Raw genomic sequence first — 25,668 nt, forward strand, 5'->3', positions numbered from 1 at the left:
GGTCCGAATGTCCTGAGTGAAAGCTTTACCTATCAAGCCACCGATTCGCTGGGCAATACCGTCACCAGCACCATCGTTATCAACATCGTTGACGACGTACCCAACGCCCAGGCCGATTTGGCTTCGGTAGTGGAGGGCGGCACGGTCAGCGGCAATGTGCTGGACAACGACGTACTCGGCGCCGACGGTGGCGCAGTGATCGGCGTACGTGCTGGCAACGACACCTCAAACCCTGCAACAGGTGGTCTCAACACCCAGATCAACGGCACCTACGGCTATCTCACGCTCGACGCCAATGGCAACGCGGTCTACCACAGCAACCCGGACGCCGTCGGCGCGCCGGGGGCCACTGACGTATTCACCTACACCGTGCGCGATGCCGACGGCGATGAAAGCACCACCACCATCACCATTGATGTCTACAACAGCTGCCTCGTCGCCGAAACCGATCAGGACATCACCGTCTACGAAAAAGCCCTGGACCTGAATCAGGACGGCCAGGACCTGGCTCCCGGCACCGTCACCGGCAGCGAGCCGAGCGCCACCAGCGAAACCGCCAGCGGTAGCCTGGTCGGTTCGGTGACCGGTGCCAGTGGTGCGCTGACGTTCAGTCTGGTGGGCAACGCCACCGGCGCCTACGGCCAGTTGTTGCTCAACCCCGATGGCTCGTACACCTACACGCTGACTTCGCCCGCCACGACGGCGCCCAACGCCAACGACGGCCCAAATGTATTGAGCGAAAGCTTCACCTACCAAGCCACGGACGCCTTGGGCAACAGTGTCACCGGCAACCTGGTGGTGAGCATCGTCGACGACGTGCCCACGGCCGTCGCGTCCGAGCGTTCGGTGACGGCGGTGGAGATCGACTCGAACCTGTTGATTGTGCTCGATGTGTCCGGGAGCATGGCCGACCCCTCGGGTGTACCGGGGCTCTCGCGGCTGGACCTGGCGAAACAGGCCATCAGTGCCTTGCTCGATAAATACGACGATCTGGGGGATGTGAAAGTCCAGCTCGTGACCTTCAGCAGCAGCGCCACCGACCAGACTTCCGTGTGGGTGGACGTGGCGACCGCCAAGTCGCTCCTCTCCGGCCTGTCAGCGGGCGGTGGGACCAACTACGATGCGGCGGTAGCGGCGGCCAAGACCGCGTTTGTCACCTCGGGGCAACTGACCGGCGCACAGAACATTGGCTATTTCTTCTCCGACGGCAAGCCCACGACGGGCCAGGGGATCGATGCGGCGGACGAAGCGGCGTGGAAAGCATTCCTCGACGCCAACGGCATCAAGAACTACGCCATCGGTCTGGGCGGTGGGGTCAGTGACACTCACCTTGACCCGCTGGCCTACGACGGCAGTACCCACACCAACACCGACGCGGTGCTGGTCACCGACCTGAACCAGCTCAACTCGGTGCTCTCCGGCACCGTGCAGGGTGTGCCCGTCACTGGCGGCCTGCTGGGCGAGGGCGGCTCGTTCGGCGCCGACGGCGGGTTTGTCAAAAGCCTGGTGGTCGATGGCACCACCTACAGCTACGATCCGGCCGCCAACGCCGGACAGGGTGCGCTGACCGCCAGCGGCGGGGCCAACCATGGCACCTTCAACACGGCCAACAACACGCTGAGTATCGCCACCGACCACGACGGCACGCTGGTGGTGAATCTCGACACCGGCGAGTACAGCTACACCTCCCAGACCGCCACCAGCACATTGATCACCGAGACCATCGGCTTCACTGTCAGCGACCACGACGGCGACCTGGCCAGTTCCAGCCTGGTGGTCAAGGTTCTCCCCAACAGCCCGCCCGTGGCAGTCGACGACAACATCATCACCAACGTCCTGTCGGGCAACATCGTGATCCCGGGAGAAATGCTGCTGGGCAACGACAGCGACGCCAACGGCGACCCGCTCACGGCGTCGCCCACCGGCTTCAACACCGGCTGGGTTGCCAGGGGCGCAGACTTCACCGGCAGTACCGGCACGGTCAGCTTCACCGGTAACAACGTGCAGTCGATCAACCTCAACCGCGGCGCTTTTGTCGCCAATGCCGCGACCATGACCGCGGTGCTGGTGGTCAGCGGCGCACTGGGGATGGTGTCCAACCACAACACCAACGATGAAGACCGGCTCAACATCAGCCTCAAGCAGGGGGAAACCCTCACCCTGGACCACAACCTGGCGGCCGGACGGATCGCCCTGGAGTACTCCCTCAACGGCGGGCCTTTCATCGCGATCACCGACGGTGCCTCGTTCACCGCGGCGGCGGATGGCAACTACCAGATCCACGTCACCAACATCGCCAATGGCAGTGGTGGCAACCCCAACGGCGCGGAAAACTACCAACTGACCTTGACCGTCAACTACGCCGGCGCCCAGGACAGCACGCCGGATTACCACGGCAGCTACACCGCCAGCGACAATCACGGTGGCAGCGACAGCGCAGCGGTCGGCATCAGCTATCAGGCAGGCCACACCCTGACGGGTACGACAGGGGACGACGTGCTGATCGCCGGCGAGGGGGACAACATCCTCAACGCGGGCGACGGCAACGACATACTCAGCGCCGGTTCGGGCAACAACGCCTTGCATGGCGAGGCGGGCAACGACTTGCTCTACAGCGGCGCCGGCAACGACCTGCTCGACGGTGGCACCGGCAACGACACCGCCAGCTACGCCCACGCCAGTGCCGGGGTTACGGTGAACCTGGGTCTGTTAGCCGCGCAAAACACCGTGGGCGCCGGCATCGACACCCTGGCGGGCATCGAAAACCTGGTCGGCTCGAACTTCAACGACACCCTCACCGGCGATAGTGCCAGCAACCGCATCAACGGCGGCCTGGGCGACGACGTGCTCAATGGCGGTGGTGGCGATGACGTGTTGATCGGAGGCCTGGGCAACAACACCCTGACCGGAGGCAGCGGCGCTGATACCTTCCAATGGCAGGTGGGCAACAGCGGCCATGACCTGGTCACGGACTTCACTCCAGGTCTCGACAAACTCGACCTGTCGCAACTGTTGCTGGGGGAGAACGGCAGCAGCGCGTCCCTGGACGACTACCTGCACTTCAGCGTCACCGGCAGTGGTGCGTCGGTCATGACCAGCATCGACGTCAGCTCCACGGCCGGCGCCGCGCCGAACCAGACCATCGATCTGGCCGGCGTCAACCTCGCCAGCTACTACGGCGTCACACCGGGCGTGGACGGCATGATCGCCGGCGCGGATACGGCGACCATCATCAACGGAATGTTGAATGATCACTCGTTGAAGGTGGACACCGTGTGAGGTGACCTGAAACAACAAAACCCGTCATGTTCAAATAGGATATGGCGGGTTTTGTGTTTTTGAGGGGATGCACGCTTTTCGGGTGAAGGACATCCATACTCCTGTGGCGAGGGAGCTTCGCGCCGACTTCAGGGCTTATGCAGGGTTTTTTGCTTGAGGATATAAACCGTCACCAGTACCGCACTGGTCAGCATGAATGCGCGCGCCCACGGCAGGGGCACCAGGTAGCAGGACAGGAGGATGCTCACCCACATCAGGCCGATGGCGTAGACCTTGCCCTTGAGCGGGATGCCGTTGCCGCTGAGGTAGTCAGCGATCCAGGGCCCGAGCCGCGGATGGCCCACCAGCCAGCGATAGAAGCGTGGCGAGCTGCGGGCGAAGCAGGCCGCGGCCAGTAGCAGGAAAGGGGTAGTGGGCAATACGGGAATGAAGATCCCGATGACCCCCAGCACCACGCTCAACCAGCCAATGGCCAGCAGGGCGTAGCGCAGGATCAGCGAGCGGTTGCCGATGGGCGCGGGCACCCGGTGGCTCAGTGGTGGCGCGGCTTGAGGATCGCCGGTTTCTCGTCCGGGGCGTTGCACAGCAGGTACAGGGCGGTGAGGGCTTCAGGGATCTGCACGATCATGTCGTCCATCAGGTTCGCGTCGGCGGCGATGTCGGAAAACTCCGGTTGCTCGTCGAACAGACCGGAACCGACCATGATCGGCAGCAGCATTTCGCTGACTTCTTCCTCGGCGGTTTCGAACCAGGCGGCTTCGCGCAGGAACACGCCTTCCATGAAACCGATGCACCAGCCACGCAGTTCCGAATCGTCCGGGTCATCGCCCAGGTCCAGCTCGCATGGCAATTCGAATTCTTCGTCGGAAGCCAACTGACGGGCGATGTGGGCCTTGAGCAACACCAGCGTGGTTTCGATGACCTCACGCTCGGCATCGTCGGCGTAATGCGGCTCTTCGGCGAACAGCGCGTCGATCCACTCACGCTCCGGCACCTGTTCGGAGCAGATGGACAGGGCGGTCAGGTAGCCGTGAGCGGCCACGTAATCCAGCGCCTCTTCGTGCAGCTCATCGGCGTCGAGGAAGACTTGCAGGCGGGTCAGTTGCTCAGCGAAGGACATTACAGGCTACCTTGGGGAATAAACAATGCGGGAATTCTAGGCCTTCTTGAGCGCCCAGGCCAGCCGCGTGGTGTATTTGCCTCTCCAATGCCCGGGGTGGACACAAATTTGCGCTCGCCCACAGATCAAATGTGGGAGCGAGCCTGCTCGCGATAGCGGTGGAGCAGCTTGCATTGATGTTGAATGGGCCGATGTCATCGCGAGCAGGCTCGCTCCCACAGGGACTGATGGCAACCGGAAGACCCCGGACACCTCTTGTCAGCATCACCCTTTACAACGAAACCCTCGGGTATACTGCCGCGTTTTGTGATGCCCTGCGGCGTCCCGGCGTTTCGAAACGCGCACTTACGATTTGCCGGTGCAGCGTTTTTGATTCTGAACCAGCCTTGCAGGGATGTTTCGGTGATTTTTGGAGTTTTTATGCTCGAACAGGCTCAACGCGTCCTCAAGGACATCTTCGGCTACGACAGTTTTCGTGGCCGCCAGGGTGCCATTATTGAGCGCGTGGCCAGCGGTGGCGATGCCCTGGTGCTGATGCCCACCGGCGGCGGCAAATCGTTGTGCTTCCAGGTGCCGGCGCTGTTGCGCAACGGCCTGGCGGTAGTGGTCTCGCCGCTGATTGCGTTGATGGACGACCAGGTCGCGACCCTTGAAGAGCTGGGGGTTGCAGCCGCTTCGCTGAACTCGACCCTCAGCGCCGAGCAGCAACGGGACCTGGCGGCGCGAATCAAGCGCGGTGAAATAAAAATGCTCTACCTGGCCCCGGAACGCCTGGTGCAGCCGCGCATGCTGGCCTTCCTGCAGAGCCTGGAAATCGCTCTGTTTGCCATCGACGAAGCCCACTGTGTGTCCCAATGGGGCCACGACTTCCGCCGTGAATACCTGCAACTGGGGCAACTGGCCGAACTGTTTCCCGACGTGCCACGCATCGCCCTGACCGCCACCGCCGACAAACGCACCCGCGAAGAAATCGTCGATCGCCTGCATTTGCAGAACGCCGAGCGCTTCCTTTCCAGCTTCGACCGCCCCAACATTTTCTATCGCATCGTGCCCAAGGAGCAGCCGCGCAAGCAGTTGCTGGCGTTTATTGCCGAGCGGCGCAGCGATGCCGGCATCGTTTATTGCCTGTCGCGCAAAAAGGTCGATGAAGTGGCGGCGTTTCTCTGCGAACAAGGTTTTCCGGCGTTGCCGTATCACGCCGGCCTGCCCAATGACTTGCGGGCCTATCATCAGAAACGCTTCCTCAATGAGGAAGGCCTGATCATGGTGGCCACCGTGGCGTTTGGCATGGGCATCGACAAGCCCAACGTGCGTTTCGTCGCGCACCTGGACCTGCCCAAATCCCTCGAGGCGTATTACCAGGAAACCGGGCGCGCCGGCCGTGATGGCTTGCCGGCCGACGCGTGGATGGCCTACGGCCTGCAAGACGTGGTGATGCTCAAGCAGATGCTGCAGAACTCCGAGGGCGACGAGCGCCACAAGCGTCTTGAGCAGCACAAGCTCGACGCCATGCTTTCGCTGTGCGAAGAGACCCGCTGCCGGCGCCAGACCTTGCTGGCCTATTTCGACGAAGACATGCCCCAGCCTTGCGGACATTGCGACAACTGCGTCGACGGCGTGGAAACCTGGGACGCCACCGAACCGGCCCGCCAGGCGTTGTCGGCGATTTATCGCACCGGCCAGCGCTATGGCGTGGGGCATCTGGTGGACGTGTTGCTGGGCAAGGACAACGAAAAGGTGCGCAGTTTTGGCCACCAGCATCTTTCGGTGTTCGGTGTGGGCAAGGCACGCACGGAAAGTGAATGGCGTTCATTGTTCCGCCAGCTCGTGGCCCGCGGGTTGGCCGATATCGACCTGGAAGGCTACGGCGGCCTGCGCCTGAGTGCGAGTTGCCGGCCGTTGCTCAAAGGCGAGGTCTCCCTTGAACTGCGCCGTGATCTCAAGCCGGCAACGGCGATCAAGAACAGCAAGAGCCAGGCCAGCCAACTGGTGCGCGGCGAAGAGCGCGACCAGTGGGAAGCCTTGCGCGCCTTGCGTCGCAAGCTGGCCGAAGAGCATGGCGTGCCGCCGTATGTGATCTTCCCCGACTCGACGCTGCTGGAAATGCTCCGCAGCCAACCCACCTCCCTGGCGGAAATGGCCCGGGTCAGTGGCGTGGGCGCGCGCAAGCTGGAGCGTTACGGCGAAGCCTTCCTCCAAGTGCTGGGCGGCGAGGTCGAGGCGCCGAAAGCGGTGGCCGATGTTCGTCACGAATTGATCACCCTGGCCCGCGCCGGCATGACCCCGTTGCAGATTGCCGGACAACTGCAATGCTCGGAAAAGAACGTTTATACGATGCTGGCCGAGGCCATCGGCAAGCAGCAGTTGTCTTTGGAGCAGGCGTTGGATTTACCCGAGGAATTGATGGGCGAGGTGCAGGATGCGTTTCTGGACGGCGAAGGCGAGTTGCCAGCGGTGTCGGAAGTCGCAGCACTGTTTGTCGGTCGGGTTCCGGAAGGTGTCCTGTATTGTGTCAGGGCTGCGTTGCAGTCGGAATTTGAAGTCTGATCAGTGAGTTACCTTCCTTTAACGATTCACTACAGGGTAAACCTTGCCTGAATCCGAAGCTCATGCTTAGCTGACTAATAATTAGTTTTTCTCTATTTCAGATCTGATGAGTTTTTTTATGCCGTTAACCGATCAACACCGTTTTGGCATGCAGTTGGCGCAAATGTCTCGAGGCTGGCGTGCCGAGCTGGATCGTCGCCTGGCCGGGTTGGGTCTGTCTCAGGCCCGCTGGCTGGTGCTGTTGCACCTGGCCCGTTTCGAACAGGCGCCGACCCAGCGCGAACTGGCCCAGAGTGTCGCTGTCGAAGGCCCGACCCTGGCCCGGTTGCTCGACAGCCTGGAAGCTCAGGGCCTGGTGCAGCGTCAGGCCGTGGCCGAGGATCGTCGTGCCAAGAAAATCGTGCTTTGTGCACCGGCGCTGCCGCTGATCGAACAGATCGAAACCATTGCCACGCAACTGCGCCGTGAGTTGTTCGAGGGGGTCGATGAAGCCGACATGCGCGTGTGCATGCGGGTCCATGGCACGATTCTGGCCAATCTGGAAAAATCCTGAGGCATATCCCAGGCATCAGACTTTTGAGATTCGGCGGTTCGCGAACTATAACCAGTACTTAGGCGCTCAGTCTGGTAATCAAAAGGGATGCCCATGCTTGTAAGTTTGCAGTGCACGTTGCGCAGTTGGCTCAACGTGTTGGTAGTTGTGGCAGCCATGGGGTATTCGGCGTTGGCATCGGCGCTGGGGCTTGGGGAGATCACCCTCCATTCCGCCCTGAATCAGCCGTTGCGTGCCGATATCGCTCTGGTCGATGTGACCGGGGTAAGTGAAAGCGATTTGTCGGCCAGCCTGGCGAGCGCGGACGATTTCAGCCGTGCCGGCGTGGAGCGGGTGTTCTATCTCAATAGCTTGCGCTTCACGCCAGTGCTGCGCGGCGAGCGCGGCTACATTCGGGTGACCTCCAGCAAACCGGTGGAGGAACCCTTCCTCAATTTCCTGGTGCAGCTCAATCAACCCAACGGGCGTCTGCTGCGCGAATACACCGTGCTGATCGACCCGCCGGGCACGCCGGGTATCGTACCGGCGCGGGACGAGCCTTCCGCCGCGGCCCAGGCAACGCCTGCGATCAAGCCGCCTGCGGCTACTCAAGGCAAGCGCTATACCGTCGTGCAGGGAGACAACCCCTGGTCCATCGCCAAACGACTGCATGACGCCGGCAGCAATGCTTCGGTCAATGAGCTGATGCAGGGCATCCAGGCCCTGAACCCCGGCAGTGACCGGCTTTCCGTGGGCCAGCGTTTATTGCTGCCCGATTCTGCGGTGCTGCCATCAGCGGCAGAAACGGCTGCCGTCCCGGCCTCCGCCGTGTCCGACGAGCAACTGGCCGCCAGCGTGCTGCAAAACGAGCAGCAACAAAAAACCATCGAGCAACTGCAGGCGCTGCTCCAATCCCAGGACGAAGAAATCGCGAGTCAGCGCAAGCAGATCAGCGAGTTGCAGACACAACTGGCCGAGCTCACGCCAGCCCCTGCTGAATCTGCGCAGCCGGAGTCTGTGCCTGCCGCAACCCCCGCGCCGCCAGATCAAGCACCACCCGTCACAGAACCGGTCCCGGAACCAGAGGAGGGTATTAACTGGTTGTGGATAACGGCGCTGGTGGGGCTGTTGGGGTTGCTCGGGTTATTGCTGTTTCTTCGTCGACGGCAGCAAGAACAGGCGGAAATGGAGCCCCTGCCCGAGCGTCCTGAACCGATGCTTGAAGACGACACCCAAACCTACGCTTCGACCGCCGACACGGAACAGCCTGAGGCCGCCACGTCGTTCAGTAACGGTGATGCACCTTTGGGGGACGTGCTGGAAGGGGTCGGGATTTACCTGACCTACGGTCGTTTCACCGAAGCGGCGGGATTGCTGCGCGCCGCGCTGCTGACAGAGCCCGCGCGCACCGACCTGGGCCTCAAGTTGCTGGAAGTGCTGGGCAAGCAGGGCGATACCATCGGTTTCCAGGCCCAGGAACATCATTTGTTGGCGCAGGGCATTGACGTCAGCACACTCGAAGAAATCCGCGGGCGTTATCCGAAGGTCGCCGCGGTGGCCGCGCCCATGGTCACAGAACCTCAGCCGCCGCTGACTGACGTCGCCCCTGAGTCCAGTGACGAGTTCGAACTCGATCTGGATGCGCTGTCCATGGAAACCAGTTGGGATCTTGCCGAACCGCAGCACAGCGCCACTGAAAAAACACCTGTTGCGTCCGAAGGCTTTGGGGACTTGTCGCTTTCGAGTTTCGACGCGCCGGACCTGCAGTGGAGCGCACCGTCTGAAACCGAATCGCTGGACGATGCATTTCTCGACGGGTTTGCTGATGAAGAACAGTCCCTGGAACTGGAGCCGATGGCCCTCGAACCTGTCCGCCAAGAGCCTCAGGTACCGGAACACTCCGACAAGCTGGAGCAGGCGCAGAACTGCATTGACGATGGCGATCTGAAAACCGCCGTCGCACTGCTGGAAGAGTTGCTCGAAGAGGGCAACGAACCTCTCAGGCAAACCGCGCGCGTGCTCCTGGCGGGGATTCGCTGAAGTCCTTTATTGGTGAGCCTGCTGGCCCCTTCGCGAGCAGGCTCGCTCCCACAGGGGATTGACGGTGAACGCCAAGCCCGCGAACGACACGAAACCAATGTGGGGGCTGCTGCGGATACAGGGCCATCAAAACGTCTGCCCCAGATTCAGATACACCGCCCGCTCATCATCATCGTTAAACCCATAGCTGAAATTCAGTGGCCCCAACGGCGTATCAAACCCCAGGAAAATACTGGCGGCATTGATGTAGCCGCTGTCGAACTCATTGTCGTTGTTCCACGCCCGGCCGCGTTCCAGGGAGCCGCCGATGTACAGCGGGAAATCCAGCGGCAGGTAGGCTCGCGGTGTGAGCCTTCGGTAATACACAGCGCGCATCAGGCTCATGTTCTGCCCGGAGATGCCGTCTTCGCGAAAGCCCGACAGTTGCCGCGCACCACCGAGGACAAAGCTTGAGGTCACCACTTCAGCGGTGTCCAGGGTACGCCCGTAACGCCCGCCGAGGATGAAGGTGTCCGGGCCGTGGCTCAGCGCCTTGTCCAGATTGAGTTCCCATTGGCGGTAACGCTGGTCGGAACCCAATCCTGGCTCATACTGGCGCCAGGTCAGGCCGATGTCTTCGCCTTCATGGGGGAAGTACACATTGTCGAAGGAGTCGAATGAATACTTCAGGTCGTAGAAGCCTTCATTGAAACTTTCGCTGGGCTGGTCGTGATCGCCAATGCGTACATCTGCCTCGCCCCAGGCTTGGCCGACACCGAAACGGATTTCGCCGCTGTTGCCAATCTGCCGGCCCAGGTTCAGGCCAAAGCCATAACGTTCGACGCGGTACTGGGCCACCGGGTCGTTGTCCAGGATGGACTCGACGTTGCGGGATTCGAATTGCCCGTAGGGTGCGATGAAGTAGCGCGAGCCGACATCCAGCGGCTGGTAGAACTCGCTGTACAGCTCCTGCTTGTCGCCAATCTGTGCCCGGGTCAGCCACTCGGCGCCGAGGCGATTGATGCCATTGACCCGATAGCTGGCGCCAAGGTTGAAAGCGCTGTCGCCGCGCATGTCGTCCGACAGGCTCAACCCCAGCCGCAGGTAATCGGTGCCGGTGCGTTTGCCCCGGGCACTGATGACCAGCGTATGGTCCGGGGCCTTGTGCACTACGCGGTACTGCACCTGCTCGAAGTAATCCAGCCCGTACAACGTGCCCATATCGGTCTGCAAACGACCCAGGTCCAGCGGCTCGCCGACTTGCTGGCGAACGTAATAGCGAATCACGTCGTCACCGACTTTGGAGTCATTCTCCACACGAATGGCGGTGATGACCGGCGTGCGCTCGCTTGGGGTACGCGCCGCCATGAGCTCGGGGTCGGCCGGCTCCGTGGGGCGCAGGTGCGCCAGGCGGGCCTCGAGTATTTGGGTGGCACGGTAACCGGCGTCGATCATTTCCTGGGCGCGGCCGAAGTCTGTGGCGCCGAAGCTCGCCAGCGCCGGCTGGATCAGCACATCGTCTTCTCTGAGCGTTGCCAATTGTTCTTCTGAGTTGCGCCGGGTCATCAGGGTGGTCGACTGGTTCAGGACGTCGATCACGGTGACCAATTGCTTGCGGGTGCTCAGCGGGGTGCCGATGTCCACCACGATGGCCCTGTCCACGCCCATTTCCCGGGCCACATCCAGCGGGATGTTGTCGGTCATGCCGCCATCCACCAGCAACCGGCCGTCCAGTTCCACCGGCGCGAATACCGCCGGGATCGACATGCTGGCGCGGATGACCTTGGGCAGGTGGCCCTTGCGAAACACCACCTTCTCGCCACTGGCGATGTCGGTCGCCACGGCGCGGAAAGGGATTGGCAGTTTGTCGAAGTCCCGGGTGTCGCTGGCGTGGGCCAGCAGGCTTTCAAGCAGCAGGGCCAGGTTCTGCCCCTGGATAACGCCCAAGGGCAGGCCGAGGCTGCCGTCATCACGAAAGCTGAGTTTCTGTTTCACCAGAAAGTCCCGATCGTCCTGCTTGCGCCGGAACGGTACGTCCTTGCGCGGCGGAGCGTCGGACAGGGCCTGTTGCCAGTCGATGCCCAGGGCGAGTTTTTCCAGCTCGTCGATTTTGTAACCCGAGGCATACAGCCCACCGATCACTGCGCCCATGCTGGTGCCCGCGATGGCGTCGATCTGGATGCCTTGTTCTTCCAGGGCCTTGAGCACCCCGATGTGGGCCAGGCCCCGGGCGGCGCCGCCGGACAGTACCAGGCCGATTTTCGGACGCGGCGCCTCGACGGCGGGCTCGTTGGCATGAACGAGCAGGGGCAGCAGTAGCAGAAGCAGGCAAGGCAGCAGGCGGCGCATCGTCAATCTCGGGGCGGGCAATCAAAGGCAGGTATTATAGCGATGCCTTTGCCCCCAGGAGTTCACCCGCAATGACCGAGCACAAGCCGGAAGTCGTCATCACCTATTGCACGCAATGTCAGTGGCTGCTGCGCGCCGCCTGGCTGGCTCAGGAACTGCTCAGCACGTTTAGCGACGACTTGGGCAAGGTGTCGTTGGTGCCGGGCACCGGTGGGGTGTTTCATATCAGTTGCGACGGCACGCAGATCTGGGAACGCAAGGCCGATGGTGGTTTTCCCGAGGCCAAGGTTCTCAAGCAGCGGGTCCGCGACCGGATCGACCCGGAGCGGGACCTGGGCCACAACGACCGGGTTCAGTGAGGCGCGGCTTGGGCGCTTACACCCGGTTTCTTTGTGCCGCCACTGAGTTGGCTCGACATCACGATCGCGACGATGATCAGCGCGCCACCCAGCAGCATGCGCAACGTCGGGTTTTCATCGAATAGCAACCAGGCGATGGTGATGCCGTAGACCGGTTCCATGGCAAACACCACCGCCGCCGTGCGGGCCTTGATCACCGCCAGGCTGGCGACAAACAGGCTATGGGCCAGGCCGGTGCAGAACACCCCCAGCAGGGCGATCCACAGCCAGTCGACAGGGCGCACGTCAATCAGTTGCGGCGCTGCCATTGGCAACAGGCAAAAGCCGACCACCAGGTTCTGGCACAAAGCGGCCTGTACCGGCGGCACCCGTGTGGAACCGGCGCGGTTGACCAGCGAAAGCAGCGAGAACAGCAACCCCGAAAGCACGGCCCACAGCAGGCCGGTGGTGGCGCCGCTGGCCAGGTCGAAGTGCGGTGTGACCAGCACCAGGCCGATGCTTACCATTGCCACCAACAGGATTTCATTGGCACGGATCCGCTCGCGGAAAATCAACCCTTCGAGCAGCACCGTGAAGGCCGGGAAGCTGGTAAAGCCCAACGTGGCGATTGCCACACCGGCGACTTTGACCGATATGAAGAAGCTCACCCAGTGCCCGGCGAGCAATAGGCCGCCCAGCAGCAGGCGTCGAAGGTCCTGTGCGTGGAGCTTGTGCCAGCGGGCGCTGCTGGCGAAGCGGGCAAAAAACGCCAGGGCCAGCACGGCGAATACGGCGCGGCCGAACACAATGACCGCTGGCGAGGCGGCGGCGAGCTTGCCGAATACACCGGTCAGGCCAAACATGAGTGCGCCAATGTGCAGGGCGCCGAGGGCGGTACGGGGAGTCATTGCGATCCTTGTCCAACGGTTGAGCGTCTGGGTATTGAACCCGCTACCGGCCGTTCATGTCTGTCGCGATCCTCGCGTTTTTTAGCGCGAAGCTAGCGCTGGCGCCGCAGCTTGCCCGGTGAGGCGCCGAATTCGCGCAGCACTGCGGCGGCAAAGGCGCTTTGCGAGCTATAACCGACCCGGTGGGCGATTTCACCGATGGGCAGTTGCGAATCACGCAGCAGGTCCACCGCCTTGTGTAGACGGCGACTGCGGATGTAGTCCATCGGGGTTTGCCCGCATTCGGCGACGAAGCGTGCATGCAAGCGGGCACTGGAGAGCCCGGCGACCTGGGCCAGGTCCGCCACTTGCAGCGGATAGGCGGCGTACTGGTCAATGTGGGCGTTGAGCGCCGCATAGGGCAGGCGCCGGCCGCCGACGATGTCCTGGCCAGTGCCATTGAGGCTGGCCAGGAGCAGCACGGCCCCTTGTTGGGCGATCACCGGGTCGTCCACCGGGCTGCCCGCCAGCCAGCTGACCAACTGGCTTTGCCCCGCATCCAGGGGCCTGCGCGCGGCATTGTCGAGCAATCGGCGGCTGGCGTCGGCGTGATCACCCAAGGCTTGCCCGATCCAATCATCGCTCGGCACATCCAGCACCAGGCAACGGCTGCCACGGGGGCTGCCGCAGGCGTGATGGGCACCGGCGGGTATCACCACGAAACTCTGCTGCACGACCTGGCTGCCACAACCTTCGACCTCGAAATCCAACAGCCCGGACAACCCGAACACCAGTTGGGCGTGGTCGTGGCTGTGGACAATCAGGTCGTGGCTGTAATGGCGTAGCGTCAGGGTCGGTCTCATCTCGGTCTCCCGGGGCAGGCCGTCAGCATACACCGAGGCCACGCTGCTTCGCGCTGTCATGTAACGGACTTGTGTTTGTCATGGGGTATTAACCGCAGGAAGGCACAGTGGCTAAAACGATCAGAGGGTTGCCCATGACCAGCGCCGAGCTCGCCAGACCCAGCCGCAAACAGCGTGTTCGCACCTTATGGATTTCCGATGTGCACCTGGGCACCCGGGACTGCCAGGCCGAGCATTTGTCGCAGTTTCTCAAGGGCTACCATACCGACAAGATCTACCTGGTGGGTGACATCATCGACGGCTGGAAGCTGCGCGGCGGCATGTACTGGCCACAGGCTCACACCAACGTCATTCGCCGCTTGCTGACCATGAGCAAGCGCGGCACCGAGGTGATCTACGTCACCGGTAACCATGACGAATTTCTGCGGCGATATTCGAAGCTGATCCTGGGCAATATCCAATTGGTGGACGAAGCGGTGCACGTCACCGCGGACGGCCGGCATTTGCTGGTGATCCATGGCGATCAGTTCGATGTCATCACCCGGTACCACCGTTGGCTGGCATTCCTTGGCGATTCGGCCTACGAGTTCACCCTGACCCTGAACCGCTGGCTCAACCATTGGCGGGCCCGTTATGGCTACGGTTACTGGTCGTTGTCGGCGTACCTCAAGCACAAGGTCAAGACGGCGGTCAGCTTCATCAGCGACTTCGAAGAAGCCATCGCCCATGAATGTGTGAAGCGTGAACTGCACGGTGTGGTGTGCGGACACATCCACCATGCCGAGATGCGCAGGGTGGGCGAGGTGGAGTATCTCAATTGTGGCGATTGGGTCGAGTCGTGCACGGCGCTGATCGAGCATTGGGACGGCTCGATCGAGTTGTATCGGTTGGCCGATGCCCAGGCGCGGGAGGCGTTGATCCGGGCTGAGTTGAAAGTCACCGAACCGGCGTGAGCCGATCTGACGCCATCGCGGGCAAGCCTTGCTCCCACAGGTATTCACAGCCTGCGAGAGCAAGCACTACCTGTGGGAGCAAGGCTTGCCCGCGATGGACCGCATAGCGATCCCAGCAATCAGTCAGGCTTGAACCTGTTCAGCCATCGCCGCCTTGTAGATCGACTGCTTCGGTGCGGCAAACAGCCTTTCCAGCATCGGCTCGAAGAAACTCAACGGCAGGGTGTCGTACTCGGCATCGAACGCCGCGGCGTCGTATCGGGCGCAGAAATCAATGGTCGCCTGGTATTGGGGATGCGCTTTGAATTGCTCGCGCAGGTGCCGGTCCATGCCCAGGTGATGGAAGAAGTAATAGCCCTGGAATATCCCGTGTTTCTCCACCATCCACAGGTTTTCGGCGCTGACGAACGGCTTGAGGATGGCGGCGGCAATGTCCGGGTGGTTGTAGCTGCCCAAGGTGTCGCCGATGTCGTGAAGCAAGGCGCAGATCACATATTCCTCGTCCCGTCCGTCACGATAGGCGCGGGTGGCGGTTTGCAGGGAATGGGTCAGGCGATCCACCGGAAAACCGCCGAAATCGCCGTCCAGCAACTTCAAATGGGTCAGGATTCGACCCGGTAATTGCCGGGCATAGGCGCTGAAGTCGGCAGCGATGATTGCCCAGTCTTCCTCAGTACCGTCCTTCATGTGGGTAAAGCGCGCGTGGGAGTTCATGGGCAGTCCTTTGAGAGTGGCTAGAACGCAACTTTGCCCCGCAGCATGTCGCGGTACATGACGAAATCGCCGAGCAGGCTGTAGAACGGGTGCTGGAACGTGGCGGGACGGTTCTTTTCAAAGAAGAAATGCCCGACCCAGGCAAAGCCGTAGCCGGCAATGGGCAAGACGATCAGCCACCAGCCGTTGCCGACGATCAGAGCCAGGGCAACAATCAGGATGACCAGGGAGGTGCCGATAAAGTGCAAGCGCCGGCAGGTGCTGTTGCTGTGTTCGCTGAGGTAATAAGGGTAAAACTCAGCGAACGTATTGAAGCGTCTGGTGTTTTCCACGACTGCGGGCTCTGTGGTTATTGTTCTGTTGGTTCTGGGCGACCAACGGTTTGATTGAAGTCTAGAGCGATCACTTGCAACGACCAGTGACAATGGGCGCCACTTTAGTATCCTTCGCAAATCCAGCCGTACCCTGCGGCTCGTCATGCAAGTAAAACGTCATGAGCGAACGAACGACTTCTTCAAGCTGGGCGATGGGGATTGTCAAGGCACTGGAAATGGACGGCCTGGATTGTCGGATGCTGTTCAAACAGCTGGGGCTGGACTATGACGCGCTGGAAGATCCGGATGCACGTTTCCCCCAGGATTCGATGACCCGACTCTGGCAACGCGCCGTGGAGTTGTCGGGCAACCCGGCCATCGCCTTGAACATGGGTAAAGTGGTGCGCCCGGCGTCGTTTCACGTGGTCGGGTATGCCTTGATGTCCAGCCGCACGCTGGTCGAAGGTTTCCAGCGGCTCGTGCGTTATCAGCGGATCATCGCTGAAAGCGCCGACCTGAGCTTTCGTCAGATGGAGGGGGGCTACGGGTTGGTTCTGACAGTGCATGGCGACCATCTCCCGCCCACCCGCCAGAGTGCCGAGGCTTCCCTGGCTTGTGCGCTGGCCATGTGCAACTGGTTGACCGGACGCACCCTGCACCCGATGAAGGTGCTGTTCCAGGGCGCCGAACCGGTTGATCTGGCGCCTTATCAACAGGCGTTTCCCGCGCCACTGATGTTCGGCGCACCTTACGACGCGTTGATCTTCGAACGTAGTGACATGGAAGCACCGTTACCCACCGCCAACGAGGCCATGGCGCAGCTCCACGACCGGTTTGCCGGTGAATACCTGGCGCGTTTTTCCGAAAGCCGCGTGACCCACCAGACCCGGCAAGTGTTGTGCCGGCTGCTGCCACGGGGCGAGCCTAAGCGTGACGTGGTGGCGCAGACGCTGCACCTGTCCCAGCGCACCTTGCAGCGACGCTTGCAGGAAGAGGGCACCACGTTCCAGAGCTTGCTCGATGATACCCGCCGCGAACTGGCCGAACAGTATCTGGCGCAGCCGGCCCTGACCCTGCTGGAAATCGCCTATCTGCTGGGCTTCGCCGACCCGAGCAATTTTTTCCGGGCCTTTCGACGCTGGTTCGACACAACGCCCGGCGAATACCGGGCGCGGTCAAACGGCCAGCCCGGTCAGTGACGCCAGAACGCCGGGATACACAGCACGAACACGGTGATGATCTCCAGTCGGCCCAGCAGCATGCCAGCCGACAGAATCCACTTGGCCGCATCCGGCAGCGGCGCAAAGTTGCCGGCCGGGCCGATGGTCTCTCCCAGTCCCGGGCCGACGCCGGACACGGTGCTGGCCGCGCCGGTCAGGGCGGTCATCCATTCCACGCCCAATAGCGAGAGCAGCAGGGCGATCACGCAGATGGTGATGGCGAAGAAGAATGAGAAGGTGAGAATCGAGCGTACGATTTCTTCGTCGAGGCGGTGGCCGTTGTATTTCTGCTTGATCACCGCGCGCGGGTGGATCAATTGCTTGAGGTTGGCCCTGAGCAGGATGTAGGCAACCTGGAAGCGGAAGATCTTGATCCCGCCGGCCGTCGAACCGGAACAGCCGCCGACGAAACCCAGGTAGAAGAACAACATCAGCGAGAAATTGCCCCACAGGCTGTAGTCTCCCAGCGCGAAGCCTGTGGTGGTGACGATCGACGTCACGTTCAACGCCACATGCCGCAGGGCCTCCAGCCAGTGCAGGTCGGTTGTCGCCCAATACCAGGTGCCCAGTACCACCCAGGTCACCAGCAGCACCGCCAGCAGGCCTTGGACCTGTTGGTCCTTGATCAGCGCCCGGCGATTGCCCCGCAGTGTCGAGACGTACAAGGCAAACGGCAGGCTGCCGAGAATCATGATGACGATAGTGACCCAATGCACCGCCGGTTCGGTCCATTTGGCCAGGGATTTGTCCGACGTCGAGAACCCGCCGGTGGAGATCGCCGACATCGCATGGTTGATGGCATCGAACAGGTTCATCCCCGCCCACCACAGTGCGAGGGTGCCGAGAATGGTGATGCCTACATAGGACGCCACGATCAGCCGCGCCACCATGTGGGAGCGGGGCATGACTTTCTCCGAGCGGTCGGAGGATTCGGTCTGGAACAGCCTCATGCCACCGATGCGCAACAGCGGCAGGATCGCCACCGCCATCGCAATGAAGCCGATCCCGCCGAGCCAGTGCAACAACGACCGCCACATCAGGATGCCGGGGGACATGTTATCCAGGCCGCTCAGGACCGTGGCGCCGGTGGCGGTGATCCCGGACATGCTTTCGAAAAACGAGTCGGTGTAGCTGATGTGCTGGGTCAGCAGGAAGGGCAACGCGGCAAAGATACACACCACCAGCCAACTGCTGACGGTCAGCAGGTACATGTCCCTGGGCCGCAGATGCACGTGTTCCGGGCGTCCGGGAAGGATCAGGGCCAGGCCGGCGACAAAAGTGATCATGCTCGACCAGAGGAACGATGGCAGGTCGTTGGTGCGCTCGAAGATCAGCAAGGTGGCCATGGGCACGACCATGAAGATCGCCAGGGTGATCAGGAAGATGCCGATGATGAAACCAATGATCCGTAGGGTCGGCAACGCCATGAAGTCCGCTCGGGCTGAAAGGGAAGGGCGTCATTCTACCCGCGACAAGCGGCATGTAAACCGGCACCCGGTGGCGCGTGAGGCCAGTGGCCTGCGTAATGGACTTCTGGTTGCGGAATTTGAGCTAACGAACTCGCCGTACAAGCCACTAGAATAGCTGGACATTTTTTCAGGAGGTGGCCGATGCAGGCTCTCGACGCTTTGCTCAACCGTGTTTCCGTCCCGCGCCTGGTGGACCCGGCGCCTACCGCCGAACAGCGCGAGGTCATGTTCGCCGCGGCGATGCGGGCTCCGGATCATGGCCAGTTGCGGCCATGGCGTTTTCTGACGGTCGAAGGGCAGGCGCGTCATCGCATGGGCGAGCTGCTGGCCGAAGCAGCGCGGTTCAATGATCCGCTGGTAGCCGAGGCCGTCGTGGAGAAGGCGCTCAACGGCCCGCTGCGCGCGCCGCTGGTCGTGGTGGTGATTGCACGGTTGCAGGACCATTTCAAGATTCCCAAATCCGAACAAATGCTGGCGGCCGGCTGTGCGGCCCACGCAATCCTGTTGGCGGCGTATGCCCAAGGGGTGGGCGGAGTCTGGCGTACGGGTGAGCTGGCGTATTCACCTCATGTGGCCAAGGGGCTTGGTCTTGAGGACGGGGAAGAGGTGATCGGTTTTCTCTACTTGGGCACACCGCAGAAAGAAGCACGCACGGCGCCGAAGGAAGACGTCGGTCAGTTTGTCCGGGAGTGGACGGGCCCGCAGGTCTAGCGTCTGGCGCAGCTCTTGTGGTGAAAAGGACTTATCTGTGGCGAGGGGATAAATCCCCCTCGCCACAAGGGGATGTGTTCAGCTATTCAAAGGCTGGTTACTTGCACACGTCAGCAATAGCCTCAGCCAGCAAATCCAGGCGCGTGGCGTCGATGCCTGCCACGTTGGCCCGGCCTGTGCCGACCATGTACACGCTGTGGCGTTCGCGCAGGAGCCTGACCTGTTCCGGCGTCAGGCCGGTGTAGGAAAACATTCCCCGTTGCACGCCGATATGGGCGAAGCGCTCACGCAACCCGTGGGGTTCGAGCGCTTCCAGCAGGCCGCTGCGCAACTGCGCAATGCGCAGGCGCATGGTCTGCACTTCGTCGGCCCACAGGCTTTTGAGGTCCGGGTTGCCCAGGATCGTCGCCACTACCGCCGCGCCATGATCCGGCGGCGTCGACCACAGGTTGCGAGCGATGTTCGCCAGTTGGCTGCGGATATCCACCAGTTTGTCGGCATCGCCGGCGCAGACGATCAGCGCACCGGTGCGGTCGCGGTACAGGCCGAAGTTCTTCGAACAGGAACTGGTGATCAGAACTTCAGGCAGTGCCTGGGCAAACAGCCGGACGGCCCAGGCGTCCTGCTCCAGCCCATCGCCGAAACCTTGATAAGCGAAGTCGATCAACGGCAGCAGGTTGCGGCTGCGCATCACTTCCAGCACCTGGCGCCATTGTTCCTGGGTCAAGTCGAAGCCGGTGGGGTTATGGCAGCAGGCATGCAGCAACACCACATCGCCCTTGGGTGCCTGGCTCAGGGTCGCCAGCATCGCTTCGAAATCCAGGCGGTTGTCGGTGCCTACATAGGGGTAATGGCTGGCCTTGACCCCGGCGGCGGCGAAGATGGTTTCGTGAATCGGCCAGGTCGGGTTGCTCAACCAAACGCCGCGGCCCGGCAGGCACTGGGCAATGAAGTCGGCACTCAGGCGCAGGGCGCCGGTGCCGCCCGGCGTCTGGGTCGCACCGGCACGTTTGTCCTTGATCAGCGTCGAGTCGGCGCCCAGCACCAGTTCATTGATCAACTGGCCGAACGCGGCGTCGCCATGACCGCCGATGTAGGTCTTGGTGCTCTGGCGGTCCACCAGGCGCTGCTCGGCCTGTTTGACTGCCGCAAGAATCGGCGTCAGGCCTTGGGCGTCTTTATAGACGCCCACGCCCAGGTCGAACTTGCCCGGATTGCTGTCCGCCGCGTAAGCCTCCATCAGGCCGAGGATCGGATCGCCGGGCACCCGGCCGATGGCATCGAAATGCATTACTTGCGGCCCTCGGCGGTCTTGGCCACGTCATCGGTGCGGGCGGCCATGATGAAGTCGTTGCGGTGCAAGCCCTTGATGGAGTGGCTCCACCAGGTCACGGTGACTTTGCCCCATTCGGTGAGCAGACCCGGGTGATGACCTTCAGCCTCGGAGATTTCACCGACGGCGTTGGTGAAGGCCAGGGCGTGCTTGAAATTCTTGAACAGGAAGACTTTTTCCAGCTGCATCACGCCGTCGCGCACTTCGATGTTCCAGTCCGGGATCTGCTTGATCAGTACCGGCAGTTCTTCGTCGCTGACTTGTGGCGCGTCGGCGCGGCAGGCTTCGCAATGGGCTTGGTTCAGAGTGTTCATGGTGTGTTCCCGGATCGAATATTTGAAAAACGTCGATGCACTCACGCTAAAGCAAAGCCGCGTTGTGCAACAGACTCAATTGAGATTAAAAGACGCGGTTCACGCAGCTTTTGGCGGAAATTTCGGAGCGTGCAGGCCCAGTTCGCGACCGCGCTTGACCATGCCCATGATGTCTTCGTGGGCCAGGTCGAACAGGCGCTTGAGCTCGGGGAGCACGAAATACACCGGCTGCAGGATGTCGATGCGATACGGCGTGCGCATGGCTTCCAGCGGATCGAAGGCTTGATGCTCCGGCTCGTCCGACAGGCAGTAAACAGTTTCCTTGGGCGAAGACAGGATGCCGCCACCGTAGATGCGTCGGCCTTGCGGGGTTTGCACCAGGCCGAACTCAATGGTCATCCAGTACAAGCGCGCCAGGTAGACGCGTTCTTCCTTGGAAGCCTGTAGGCCGAGTTTGCCGTAGGTGTGGGTAAATTCTGCAAACCAGGGGTTGGTCAGCAGCGGGCAGTGGCCAAATATCTCGTGGAAAATGTCCGGCTCTTGCAGGTAATCCAGTTCTTCGCGGGTACGAATAAACGTCGCGACGGGAAACTGCTTGCTGGCGAGCAATTCAAAAAAGGTCTGGAAGGGGATCAGCGCTGGTACCCGGGCCACTTGCCAACCGGTGGTTTCACCCAACACCTTGTTGATTTCACCCAATTGCGGAATACGGTCGTGGGGCAGGCCCAGCTTGTCGATACCGTCCAGGTACTCCTGGCACGCACGGCCTTCGATGACTTTGAGCTGGCGGGTGATCAGCGTGTTCCACACCGCGTGTTCTTCGGCGGTGTAGTGAATAAAACCTTGCGCATCGGGCTCGCGGGCCACGTATTGCGTCTGCTTCATGCTGCTCTCCTGCTGATTTCCCTCTGGGGGACGGCTTGTTTGTTGTTATGTCCAGCGATGCATTAGAGATAACCCGAAGCAGGGATGTGTGCAGCAGGCAGGCAAGAGTGGGTATCGCGATAAAGGTGTGGTTTCGTAAAGTTTTCGTTACGGCTCCAGCTGTTCTTCGATATTGTCGGGTTTTTCGACTGGGAAATGGCCTACAACTGTCACATAATCTTGACGTTTATTTGCGCTGCCACGCAGAAAAAACTTGTGGCGAGGGAGCTTGCTCCCGCTGGGCGGCGAAGCAGCCCGCTCTCCCATGCTTGCATACACATCGATATCGGGCCTTTTCATGCGCATCAAAGTCCATTGCCAGAACCGCATCGGCATCCTGCGAGACATCCTCAACCTGTTGGTGGAGTACGGCATCAACGTCGCCCGCGGGGAAGTGGGCGGTGAGCACGGCAATGCCATTTATCTGCACTGCCCGAATCTGATCAACATCCAGTTTCAGGCGCTTCGCCCGAAGTTCGAAGGCATTGCCGGGGTCTTCGGCGTCAAGCGGGTGGGGTTGATGCCCAGTGAACGTCGGCACATGGAGCTCAACGCGCTGCTCGGCGCCCTGGAGTTTCCGGTGCTGTCCATCGACATGGGCGGTTCCATCGTCGCCGCCAACCGGGCTGCGGCGCAGTTGCTCGGGGTGCGAGTGGACGAAGTGCCGGGGATTCCACTGTCCCGGTACGCCGAGGATTTTGACCTGCCGGAGCTGGTGCGCGCCAATCAGTCACGCATCAACGGTTTGCGGGTCAAGGTCAGGGGCGATGTGTTTCTGGCGGACATCGCGCCACTGCAATCGGAGCACGACGACAGCGAGGCCATGGCCGGTGCGGTGCTGACGTTGCATCGGGCGGACCGGGTTGGCGAGCGCATTTATAACGTGCGCAAGCAGGAACTGCGCGGCTTCGACAGCATTTTCCAGAGTTCGAAGGTGATGGCGGCGGTCGTCCGGGAAGCCCGGCGCATGGCGCCACTGGATGCGCCGCTGTTGATAGAAGGCGAAACCGGCACTGGCAAAGAGTTGCTGGCTCGCGCCTGTCACCTGGCGAGTCCGCGCGGGCAGTCACCGTTGATGGCACTCAACTGTGCGGGGTTGCCCGAATCCATGGCCGAGACCGAACTGTTCGGCTACGGCCCCGGTGCTTTCGAGGGGGCCCGGGCCGAAGGCAAGCTCGGTTTGCTCGAACTGACCGCCGGAGGCACGTTGTTCCTCGACGGGGTAGGGGAAATGAGCCCGCGCCTGCAAGTGAAATTGCTGCGCTTTTTGCAGGACGGTTGCTTCCGTCGTGTAGGCAGCGATGAAGAGGTGTACCTGGATGTCAGGGTGATCTGTGCGACCCAGGTGGATTTGTCTGAGCTCTGCGCCCGAGGGGAATTTCGTCAGGATCTGTACCACCGTTTGAACGTCCTTTCGCTGCACATCCCGCCCCTGCGCGAATGCCTCGATGGCTTGATGCCGCTGGTGGAGCATTTTCTTGACCAGGCCAGTCGGCAGATTGGTTGTGCGCTACCGAAACTGGCCCCGGCGGCGATGGACCGTCTCAGCCACTACCACTGGCCAGGCAACGTTCGGCAGTTGGAGAACGTGCTGTTCCAGGCTGTCTCCCTGTGTGATGGCGCAACGGTGAAAGCCGAGCATATCCGTCTGCCGGACTACGGCGTGCGTCAGCCTCTGGGGGACTTTTCCCTGGAGGGTGGGCTGGACGACATCGTCGGGCGATTCGAGAAAGCCGTGTTGGAGCGGCTGTATTCCGAACACCCCAGCAGCCGGCAACTGGGCAAGCGGCTGGGGGTTTCCCATACCACCATTGCCAATAAGTTGCGTGAGTATGAGGTGGGTAAGGCCGGCTCATAATAGTTGCTTACCTGTTGTGTTTGGTGGGGACTTCTATCGCGAGCAGGCTCGCTCCCACAGGGGTATCGAGTCTTCAAAAATCCTGCGAGCACCCAAGATCCATGGTGGGAGCGAGCCTGCTCGCGATGACGGCAGTAGCCGTTGCCAGAAGGTCAAGCGTTGCCACCAAACGGCATGACACCGCCGGTTTTTCGTCTTCGATACATTTCCCCAAATCCCTTCAATAACCCTGAAGCCCTTTGTTTGTGCGGCTCGACGGCGCCAGAAAAAAGTTGGTCTGCAAATTGCTTAGTGCTCAGCAGTACAGCAGTGGACGGCAAACGTCCGGCATGCAGAGGAACGACAGTGGACAAGTACCTTTATGTGGCAATGACCGGCGCCAGCCAGAACGCACTGGCGCAGCGGGCCCATGCCAACAACCTGGCGAACATCTCCACCAACGGTTTTCAGAAAGACCTGGAGCAGGCTCGTTCGATGCCGGTGTTTGGCGACAGCTTTCCGGCGCGGGCATTTGCCATGTCCGAGCGTCCAGCCACCGACTTCACCCCTGGCGCGCTGGTGGAAACCGGCCGCGACCTCGACGTGGCAGTCAGCGGGCCGGGCTGGATGGCTGTGCAGAACCCTGAAGGCGGTGAAAGCTACGTGCGCACCGGCAGCCTCAACGTTGACGCCCTGGGCGTGCTGCGGGCCGGCAACGGTATGCCGGTGATGGGCAACGGTGGTCCGATCGCCGTGCCGCCAGAGCAGAAAATCGAAATCGGCCAGGACGGCACCATCAGTATCCGCGCCATGGGTGAAGGCCCGCGCGTGATGGCTGAAGTCGACCGCATCAAGCTGGTCAACCCGGATCTTCGCAACATGACCAAGGGCCTGGACGGCACCATCCGCACCAAGGACGGCCAGCCGGCTGTCATTGATGCCAACGTGCAACTGGTGTCGGGTTTCCAGGAAGCGAGCAACGTCAATGCCGTGGACGAGATGACTTCGGTGCTGGCCCTGGCCAAGCAGTTCGAGCTTCACGTCAAGATGATGAACACCGCCAAAGAAGGCGACGAAGCCATGGCTCGGGTCTTGCAGATCTAATCATTAATTACAGCGTCGCGCCGAAAAACAGGCGTACGAGGAGAATCGAATGCTTCCGGCTCTTTGGGTTGCCAAAACAGGTCTGTCCGCCCAGGACACCAACCTTTCTACTATTTCCAACAACCTGGCGAACGTGTCGACCACGGGCTTCAAGCGTGATCGCGCCGAATTTCAGGACCTGCTGTACCAGGTCAAACGCCAGCCAGGCGCCCAATCGACCCAGGACAGCGAATTGCCGTCGGGCCTGCAAGTGGGTACCGGTGTGCGCATCGTCGGCACCCAGAAAAACTTCACCGCCGGTAGCCTGCAAACCACCGAGCAGCCGCTGGACATGGCCATCGACGGTCGCGGTTTCTTCCAGATCCTGCAGCCCGATGGCACCACGTCCTACACCCGTGACGGTACGTTCCACCTCGATTCCAATGGCCAGATCGTCAACGCCAGCGGTTTCGCCCTGGAACCGGCGATCATCATCCCGAACGACGCCCAAACGTTCACCGTGGGCCGCGACGGCACCGTGTCCATCACTGTGGCGGGCAACCCTGCTTCGCAGGTGATCGGCAACCTGCAGACTGCCGACTTCATCAACCCGGCCGGCCTGCAAGCGGTGGGTAACAACCTGTTCCTGGAAACCGCGGCCAGCGGCGCGCCACAAGTCGGCACGCCAGGCCTGAACGGCTTCGGTACCACGCTGCAGAACACCCTGGAAACGTCCAACGTGAGCACCGTGGAGGAGATGGTCAACATGATCACCACCCAGCGCGCCTACGAGATGAACTCCAAGGTGATCTCCACCGCCGACCAGATGCTCTCGTTCGTTACGCAGAATCTGTAATCACGT

General features: G+C 61.5%; 22 protein-coding genes and 1 pseudogene. 11 read left to right on the plus strand and 12 right to left on the minus strand.

Annotated features, from left to right (window positions below):
* Positions 1-3,279, plus strand: a 3,279-nt coding sequence (locus MKS85_RS05760) for a type I secretion C-terminal target domain-containing protein (RefSeq protein WP_310662768.1), incomplete at its 5' end; no start/stop codon positions are given.
* Between the two features lie 128 nt (positions 3,280-3,407).
* Here the strand turns inward: MKS85_RS05760 and MKS85_RS05765 are convergent.
* Positions 3,408-3,803: a YbaN family protein gene (locus MKS85_RS05765; protein WP_188251122.1), complete on the minus strand. Its 396-nt coding sequence runs from the start codon at positions 3,801-3,803 to the stop codon at positions 3,408-3,410.
* Between the two features lie 8 nt (positions 3,804-3,811).
* Positions 3,812-4,399: a YecA family protein gene (locus MKS85_RS05770; RefSeq protein WP_047226200.1), complete on the minus strand. Its 588-nt coding sequence runs from the start codon at positions 4,397-4,399 to the stop codon at positions 3,812-3,814.
* Positions 4,400-4,819: 420 nt separating this feature from the next.
* Here MKS85_RS05770 and recQ point away from each other — a divergent pair, with 420 nt between their 5' ends.
* From recQ to MKS85_RS05785, 3 genes are all read left to right on the plus strand, one after another.
* A complete protein-coding gene (recQ, locus tag MKS85_RS05775) occupies positions 4,820-6,946 on the plus strand; it encodes a DNA helicase RecQ (protein ID WP_139050842.1) in 2,127 nt (708 codons plus the stop codon).
* 118 nt (positions 6,947-7,064) lie between these two features.
* Positions 7,065-7,499, plus strand: coding sequence for a MarR family transcriptional regulator (locus tag MKS85_RS05780; protein ID WP_047226202.1), 435 nt, complete (start codon positions 7,065-7,067; stop codon positions 7,497-7,499).
* Between the two features lie 93 nt (positions 7,500-7,592).
* A complete protein-coding gene (locus tag MKS85_RS05785) occupies positions 7,593-9,518 on the plus strand; it encodes a FimV/HubP family polar landmark protein (protein ID WP_310662769.1) in 1,926 nt (641 codons plus the stop codon).
* Between the two features lie 126 nt (positions 9,519-9,644).
* Here the strand turns inward: MKS85_RS05785 and MKS85_RS05790 are convergent, their stop codons facing one another.
* Entirely contained in the window at positions 9,645-11,846 is a 2,202-nt protein-coding gene (locus MKS85_RS05790; protein ID WP_188251124.1) for a patatin-like phospholipase family protein, read from the minus strand.
* A 71-nt stretch (positions 11,847-11,917) separates the two neighbouring features.
* Between MKS85_RS05790 and MKS85_RS05795 the strand changes: the two genes are divergently transcribed.
* Positions 11,918-12,205, plus strand: a complete 288-nt coding sequence (locus MKS85_RS05795; RefSeq protein ID WP_047226205.1) for a SelT/SelW/SelH family protein — start codon at positions 11,918-11,920, stop codon at positions 12,203-12,205.
* Here MKS85_RS05795 and MKS85_RS05800 read toward each other — a convergent pair.
* Together MKS85_RS05800 and MKS85_RS05805 are read right to left on the minus strand one after the other, a co-directional pair.
* The gene (locus tag MKS85_RS05800) at positions 12,199-13,092 is read right to left on the minus strand and encodes a DMT family transporter (protein ID WP_188251125.1); all 894 of its coding nucleotides are present in this window, start codon (positions 13,090-13,092) and stop codon (positions 12,199-12,201) included. The two genes, MKS85_RS05795 and MKS85_RS05800, sit on opposite strands and share 7 nt — an antisense overlap.
* Before the next feature lie 92 nt (positions 13,093-13,184).
* Positions 13,185-13,934 (minus strand): AraC family transcriptional regulator, encoded by a 750-nt coding sequence (locus MKS85_RS05805; RefSeq protein WP_076385868.1) that lies wholly within the window; start codon positions 13,932-13,934, stop codon positions 13,185-13,187.
* A 134-nt stretch (positions 13,935-14,068) separates the two neighbouring features.
* Here MKS85_RS05805 and MKS85_RS05810 point away from each other — a divergent pair, with 134 nt between their 5' ends.
* The gene (locus tag MKS85_RS05810) at positions 14,069-14,887 is read left to right on the plus strand and encodes a UDP-2,3-diacylglucosamine diphosphatase (protein ID WP_047226208.1); all 819 of its coding nucleotides are present in this window, start codon (positions 14,069-14,071) and stop codon (positions 14,885-14,887) included.
* Between the two features lie 123 nt (positions 14,888-15,010).
* Here the strand turns inward: MKS85_RS05810 and MKS85_RS05815 are convergent, their stop codons facing one another.
* Both MKS85_RS05815 and MKS85_RS05820 read right to left on the minus strand, forming a co-directional pair.
* Positions 15,011-15,601, minus strand: a complete 591-nt coding sequence (locus MKS85_RS05815; RefSeq protein WP_188251126.1) for an HD domain-containing protein — start codon at positions 15,599-15,601, stop codon at positions 15,011-15,013.
* Between the two features lie 20 nt (positions 15,602-15,621).
* Complete coding sequence (locus MKS85_RS05820; protein ID WP_047226210.1) at positions 15,622-15,933, minus strand: DUF962 domain-containing protein; 312 nt, start codon at positions 15,931-15,933, stop codon at positions 15,622-15,624.
* A 161-nt stretch (positions 15,934-16,094) separates the two neighbouring features.
* Here MKS85_RS05820 and MKS85_RS05825 point away from each other — a divergent pair.
* A pseudogene (locus tag MKS85_RS05825) lies at positions 16,095-17,151 on the plus strand (AraC family transcriptional regulator).
* On the opposite strand, the gene MKS85_RS05830 reads toward MKS85_RS05825, so the two are convergent.
* Positions 17,108-18,562 carry a TrkH family potassium uptake protein gene (locus tag MKS85_RS05830; protein ID WP_076385864.1) on the minus strand — a complete coding sequence of 485 codons (1,455 nt, stop codon included), beginning with the start codon at positions 18,560-18,562 and terminating at the stop codon, positions 17,108-17,110. The pseudogene MKS85_RS05825 and the gene MKS85_RS05830 overlap by 44 nt on opposite strands.
* A 183-nt stretch (positions 18,563-18,745) precedes the next feature.
* Between MKS85_RS05830 and MKS85_RS05835 the strand changes: the two genes are divergently transcribed.
* The gene (locus tag MKS85_RS05835; protein ID WP_139050839.1) at positions 18,746-19,315 is read left to right on the plus strand and encodes an NAD(P)H nitroreductase; all 570 of its coding nucleotides are present in this window, start codon (positions 18,746-18,748) and stop codon (positions 19,313-19,315) included.
* Positions 19,316-19,412: 97 nt separating this feature from the next.
* Here MKS85_RS05835 and MKS85_RS05840 read toward each other — a convergent pair whose 3' ends face one another.
* The 4 genes from MKS85_RS05840 to MKS85_RS05855 all read right to left on the minus strand — a co-directional run bounded on the left by MKS85_RS05840 (position 19,413) and on the right by MKS85_RS05855 (position 22,186).
* On the minus strand, positions 19,413-20,606 hold the full coding sequence (locus tag MKS85_RS05840; RefSeq protein WP_076385860.1) for an amino acid aminotransferase: 1,194 nt from the start codon (positions 20,604-20,606) through the stop codon (positions 19,413-19,415).
* Positions 20,606-20,962, minus strand: a complete 357-nt coding sequence (locus tag MKS85_RS05845) for a 4a-hydroxytetrahydrobiopterin dehydratase (RefSeq protein WP_003184087.1) — start codon at positions 20,960-20,962, stop codon at positions 20,606-20,608. The genes MKS85_RS05840 and MKS85_RS05845 overlap by 1 nt, the downstream gene beginning before the upstream one ends.
* A gap of 99 nt (positions 20,963-21,061) precedes the next feature.
* Positions 21,062-21,847, minus strand: coding sequence for a phenylalanine 4-monooxygenase (phhA, locus tag MKS85_RS05850; protein ID WP_047226214.1), 786 nt, complete (start codon positions 21,845-21,847; stop codon positions 21,062-21,064).
* Positions 21,848-21,994: 147 nt separating this feature from the next.
* A complete protein-coding gene (locus MKS85_RS05855) occupies positions 21,995-22,186 on the minus strand; it encodes a hypothetical protein (protein ID WP_188251127.1) in 192 nt (63 codons plus the stop codon).
* Between MKS85_RS05855 and MKS85_RS05860 the strand changes: the two genes are divergently transcribed.
* The 3 genes from MKS85_RS05860 to flgG all read left to right on the plus strand — a co-directional run bounded on the left by MKS85_RS05860 (position 22,185) and on the right by flgG (position 25,662).
* Positions 22,185-23,744, plus strand: a complete 1,560-nt coding sequence (locus MKS85_RS05860; protein ID WP_076385858.1) for a sigma-54-dependent transcriptional regulator — start codon at positions 22,185-22,187, stop codon at positions 23,742-23,744. The two genes, MKS85_RS05855 and MKS85_RS05860, sit on opposite strands and share 2 nt — an antisense overlap.
* Before the next feature lie 345 nt (positions 23,745-24,089).
* Positions 24,090-24,827: a flagellar basal body rod protein FlgF gene (locus tag MKS85_RS05865; RefSeq protein ID WP_047226216.1), complete on the plus strand. Its 738-nt coding sequence runs from the start codon at positions 24,090-24,092 to the stop codon at positions 24,825-24,827.
* Between the two features lie 49 nt (positions 24,828-24,876).
* Positions 24,877-25,662 carry a flagellar basal-body rod protein FlgG gene (gene flgG, locus MKS85_RS05870; RefSeq protein WP_047226217.1) on the plus strand — a complete coding sequence of 262 codons (786 nt, stop codon included), beginning with the start codon at positions 24,877-24,879 and terminating at the stop codon, positions 25,660-25,662.
* Positions 25,663-25,668 lie beyond the last annotated feature (6 nt).

Source organism: Pseudomonas sp. JL2, from assembly GCF_031570495.1.
Taxonomy (GTDB): domain Bacteria; phylum Pseudomonadota; class Gammaproteobacteria; order Pseudomonadales; family Pseudomonadaceae; genus Aquipseudomonas; species Aquipseudomonas rhizophila.

What these genes read in the sequence shown, in the direction of transcription:
- MKS85_RS05770 (WP_047226200.1), bottom strand. Translation starts at nt 4,399, where the DNA reads ATGTCCTTCGCTGAGCAACTGACCCGCCTGCAAGTCTTCCTCGACGCC.
- recQ (WP_139050842.1), top strand. Translation starts at nt 4,820, where the DNA reads ATGCTCGAACAGGCTCAACGCGTCCTCAAGGACATCTTCGGCTACGAC.
- MKS85_RS05780 (WP_047226202.1), top strand. Translation starts at nt 7,065, where the DNA reads ATGCCGTTAACCGATCAACACCGTTTTGGCATGCAGTTGGCGCAAATG.
- MKS85_RS05785 (WP_310662769.1), top strand. Translation starts at nt 7,593, where the DNA reads ATGCTTGTAAGTTTGCAGTGCACGTTGCGCAGTTGGCTCAACGTGTTG.
- MKS85_RS05790 (WP_188251124.1), bottom strand. Translation starts at nt 11,846, where the DNA reads ATGCGCCGCCTGCTGCCTTGCCTGCTTCTGCTACTGCTGCCCCTGCTC.
- MKS85_RS05795 (WP_047226205.1), top strand. Translation starts at nt 11,918, where the DNA reads ATGACCGAGCACAAGCCGGAAGTCGTCATCACCTATTGCACGCAATGT.
- MKS85_RS05800 (WP_188251125.1), bottom strand. Translation starts at nt 13,092, where the DNA reads ATGACTCCCCGTACCGCCCTCGGCGCCCTGCACATTGGCGCACTCATG.
- MKS85_RS05805 (WP_076385868.1), bottom strand. Translation starts at nt 13,934, where the DNA reads ATGAGACCGACCCTGACGCTACGCCATTACAGCCACGACCTGATTGTC.
- MKS85_RS05810 (WP_047226208.1), top strand. Translation starts at nt 14,069, where the DNA reads ATGACCAGCGCCGAGCTCGCCAGACCCAGCCGCAAACAGCGTGTTCGC.
- MKS85_RS05815 (WP_188251126.1), bottom strand. Translation starts at nt 15,601, where the DNA reads ATGAACTCCCACGCGCGCTTTACCCACATGAAGGACGGTACTGAGGAA.
- MKS85_RS05830 (WP_076385864.1), bottom strand. Translation starts at nt 18,562, where the DNA reads ATGGCGTTGCCGACCCTACGGATCATTGGTTTCATCATCGGCATCTTC.
- MKS85_RS05835 (WP_139050839.1), top strand. Translation starts at nt 18,746, where the DNA reads ATGCAGGCTCTCGACGCTTTGCTCAACCGTGTTTCCGTCCCGCGCCTG.
- MKS85_RS05840 (WP_076385860.1), bottom strand. Translation starts at nt 20,606, where the DNA reads ATGCATTTCGATGCCATCGGCCGGGTGCCCGGCGATCCGATCCTCGGC.
- MKS85_RS05845 (WP_003184087.1), bottom strand. Translation starts at nt 20,962, where the DNA reads ATGAACACTCTGAACCAAGCCCATTGCGAAGCCTGCCGCGCCGACGCG.
- phhA (WP_047226214.1), bottom strand. Translation starts at nt 21,847, where the DNA reads ATGAAGCAGACGCAATACGTGGCCCGCGAGCCCGATGCGCAAGGTTTT.
- MKS85_RS05860 (WP_076385858.1), top strand. Translation starts at nt 22,185, where the DNA reads ATGCGCATCAAAGTCCATTGCCAGAACCGCATCGGCATCCTGCGAGAC.
- MKS85_RS05855 (WP_188251127.1), bottom strand. Translation starts at nt 22,186, where the DNA reads ATGAAAAGGCCCGATATCGATGTGTATGCAAGCATGGGAGAGCGGGCT.
- flgG (WP_047226217.1), top strand. Translation starts at nt 24,877, where the DNA reads ATGCTTCCGGCTCTTTGGGTTGCCAAAACAGGTCTGTCCGCCCAGGAC.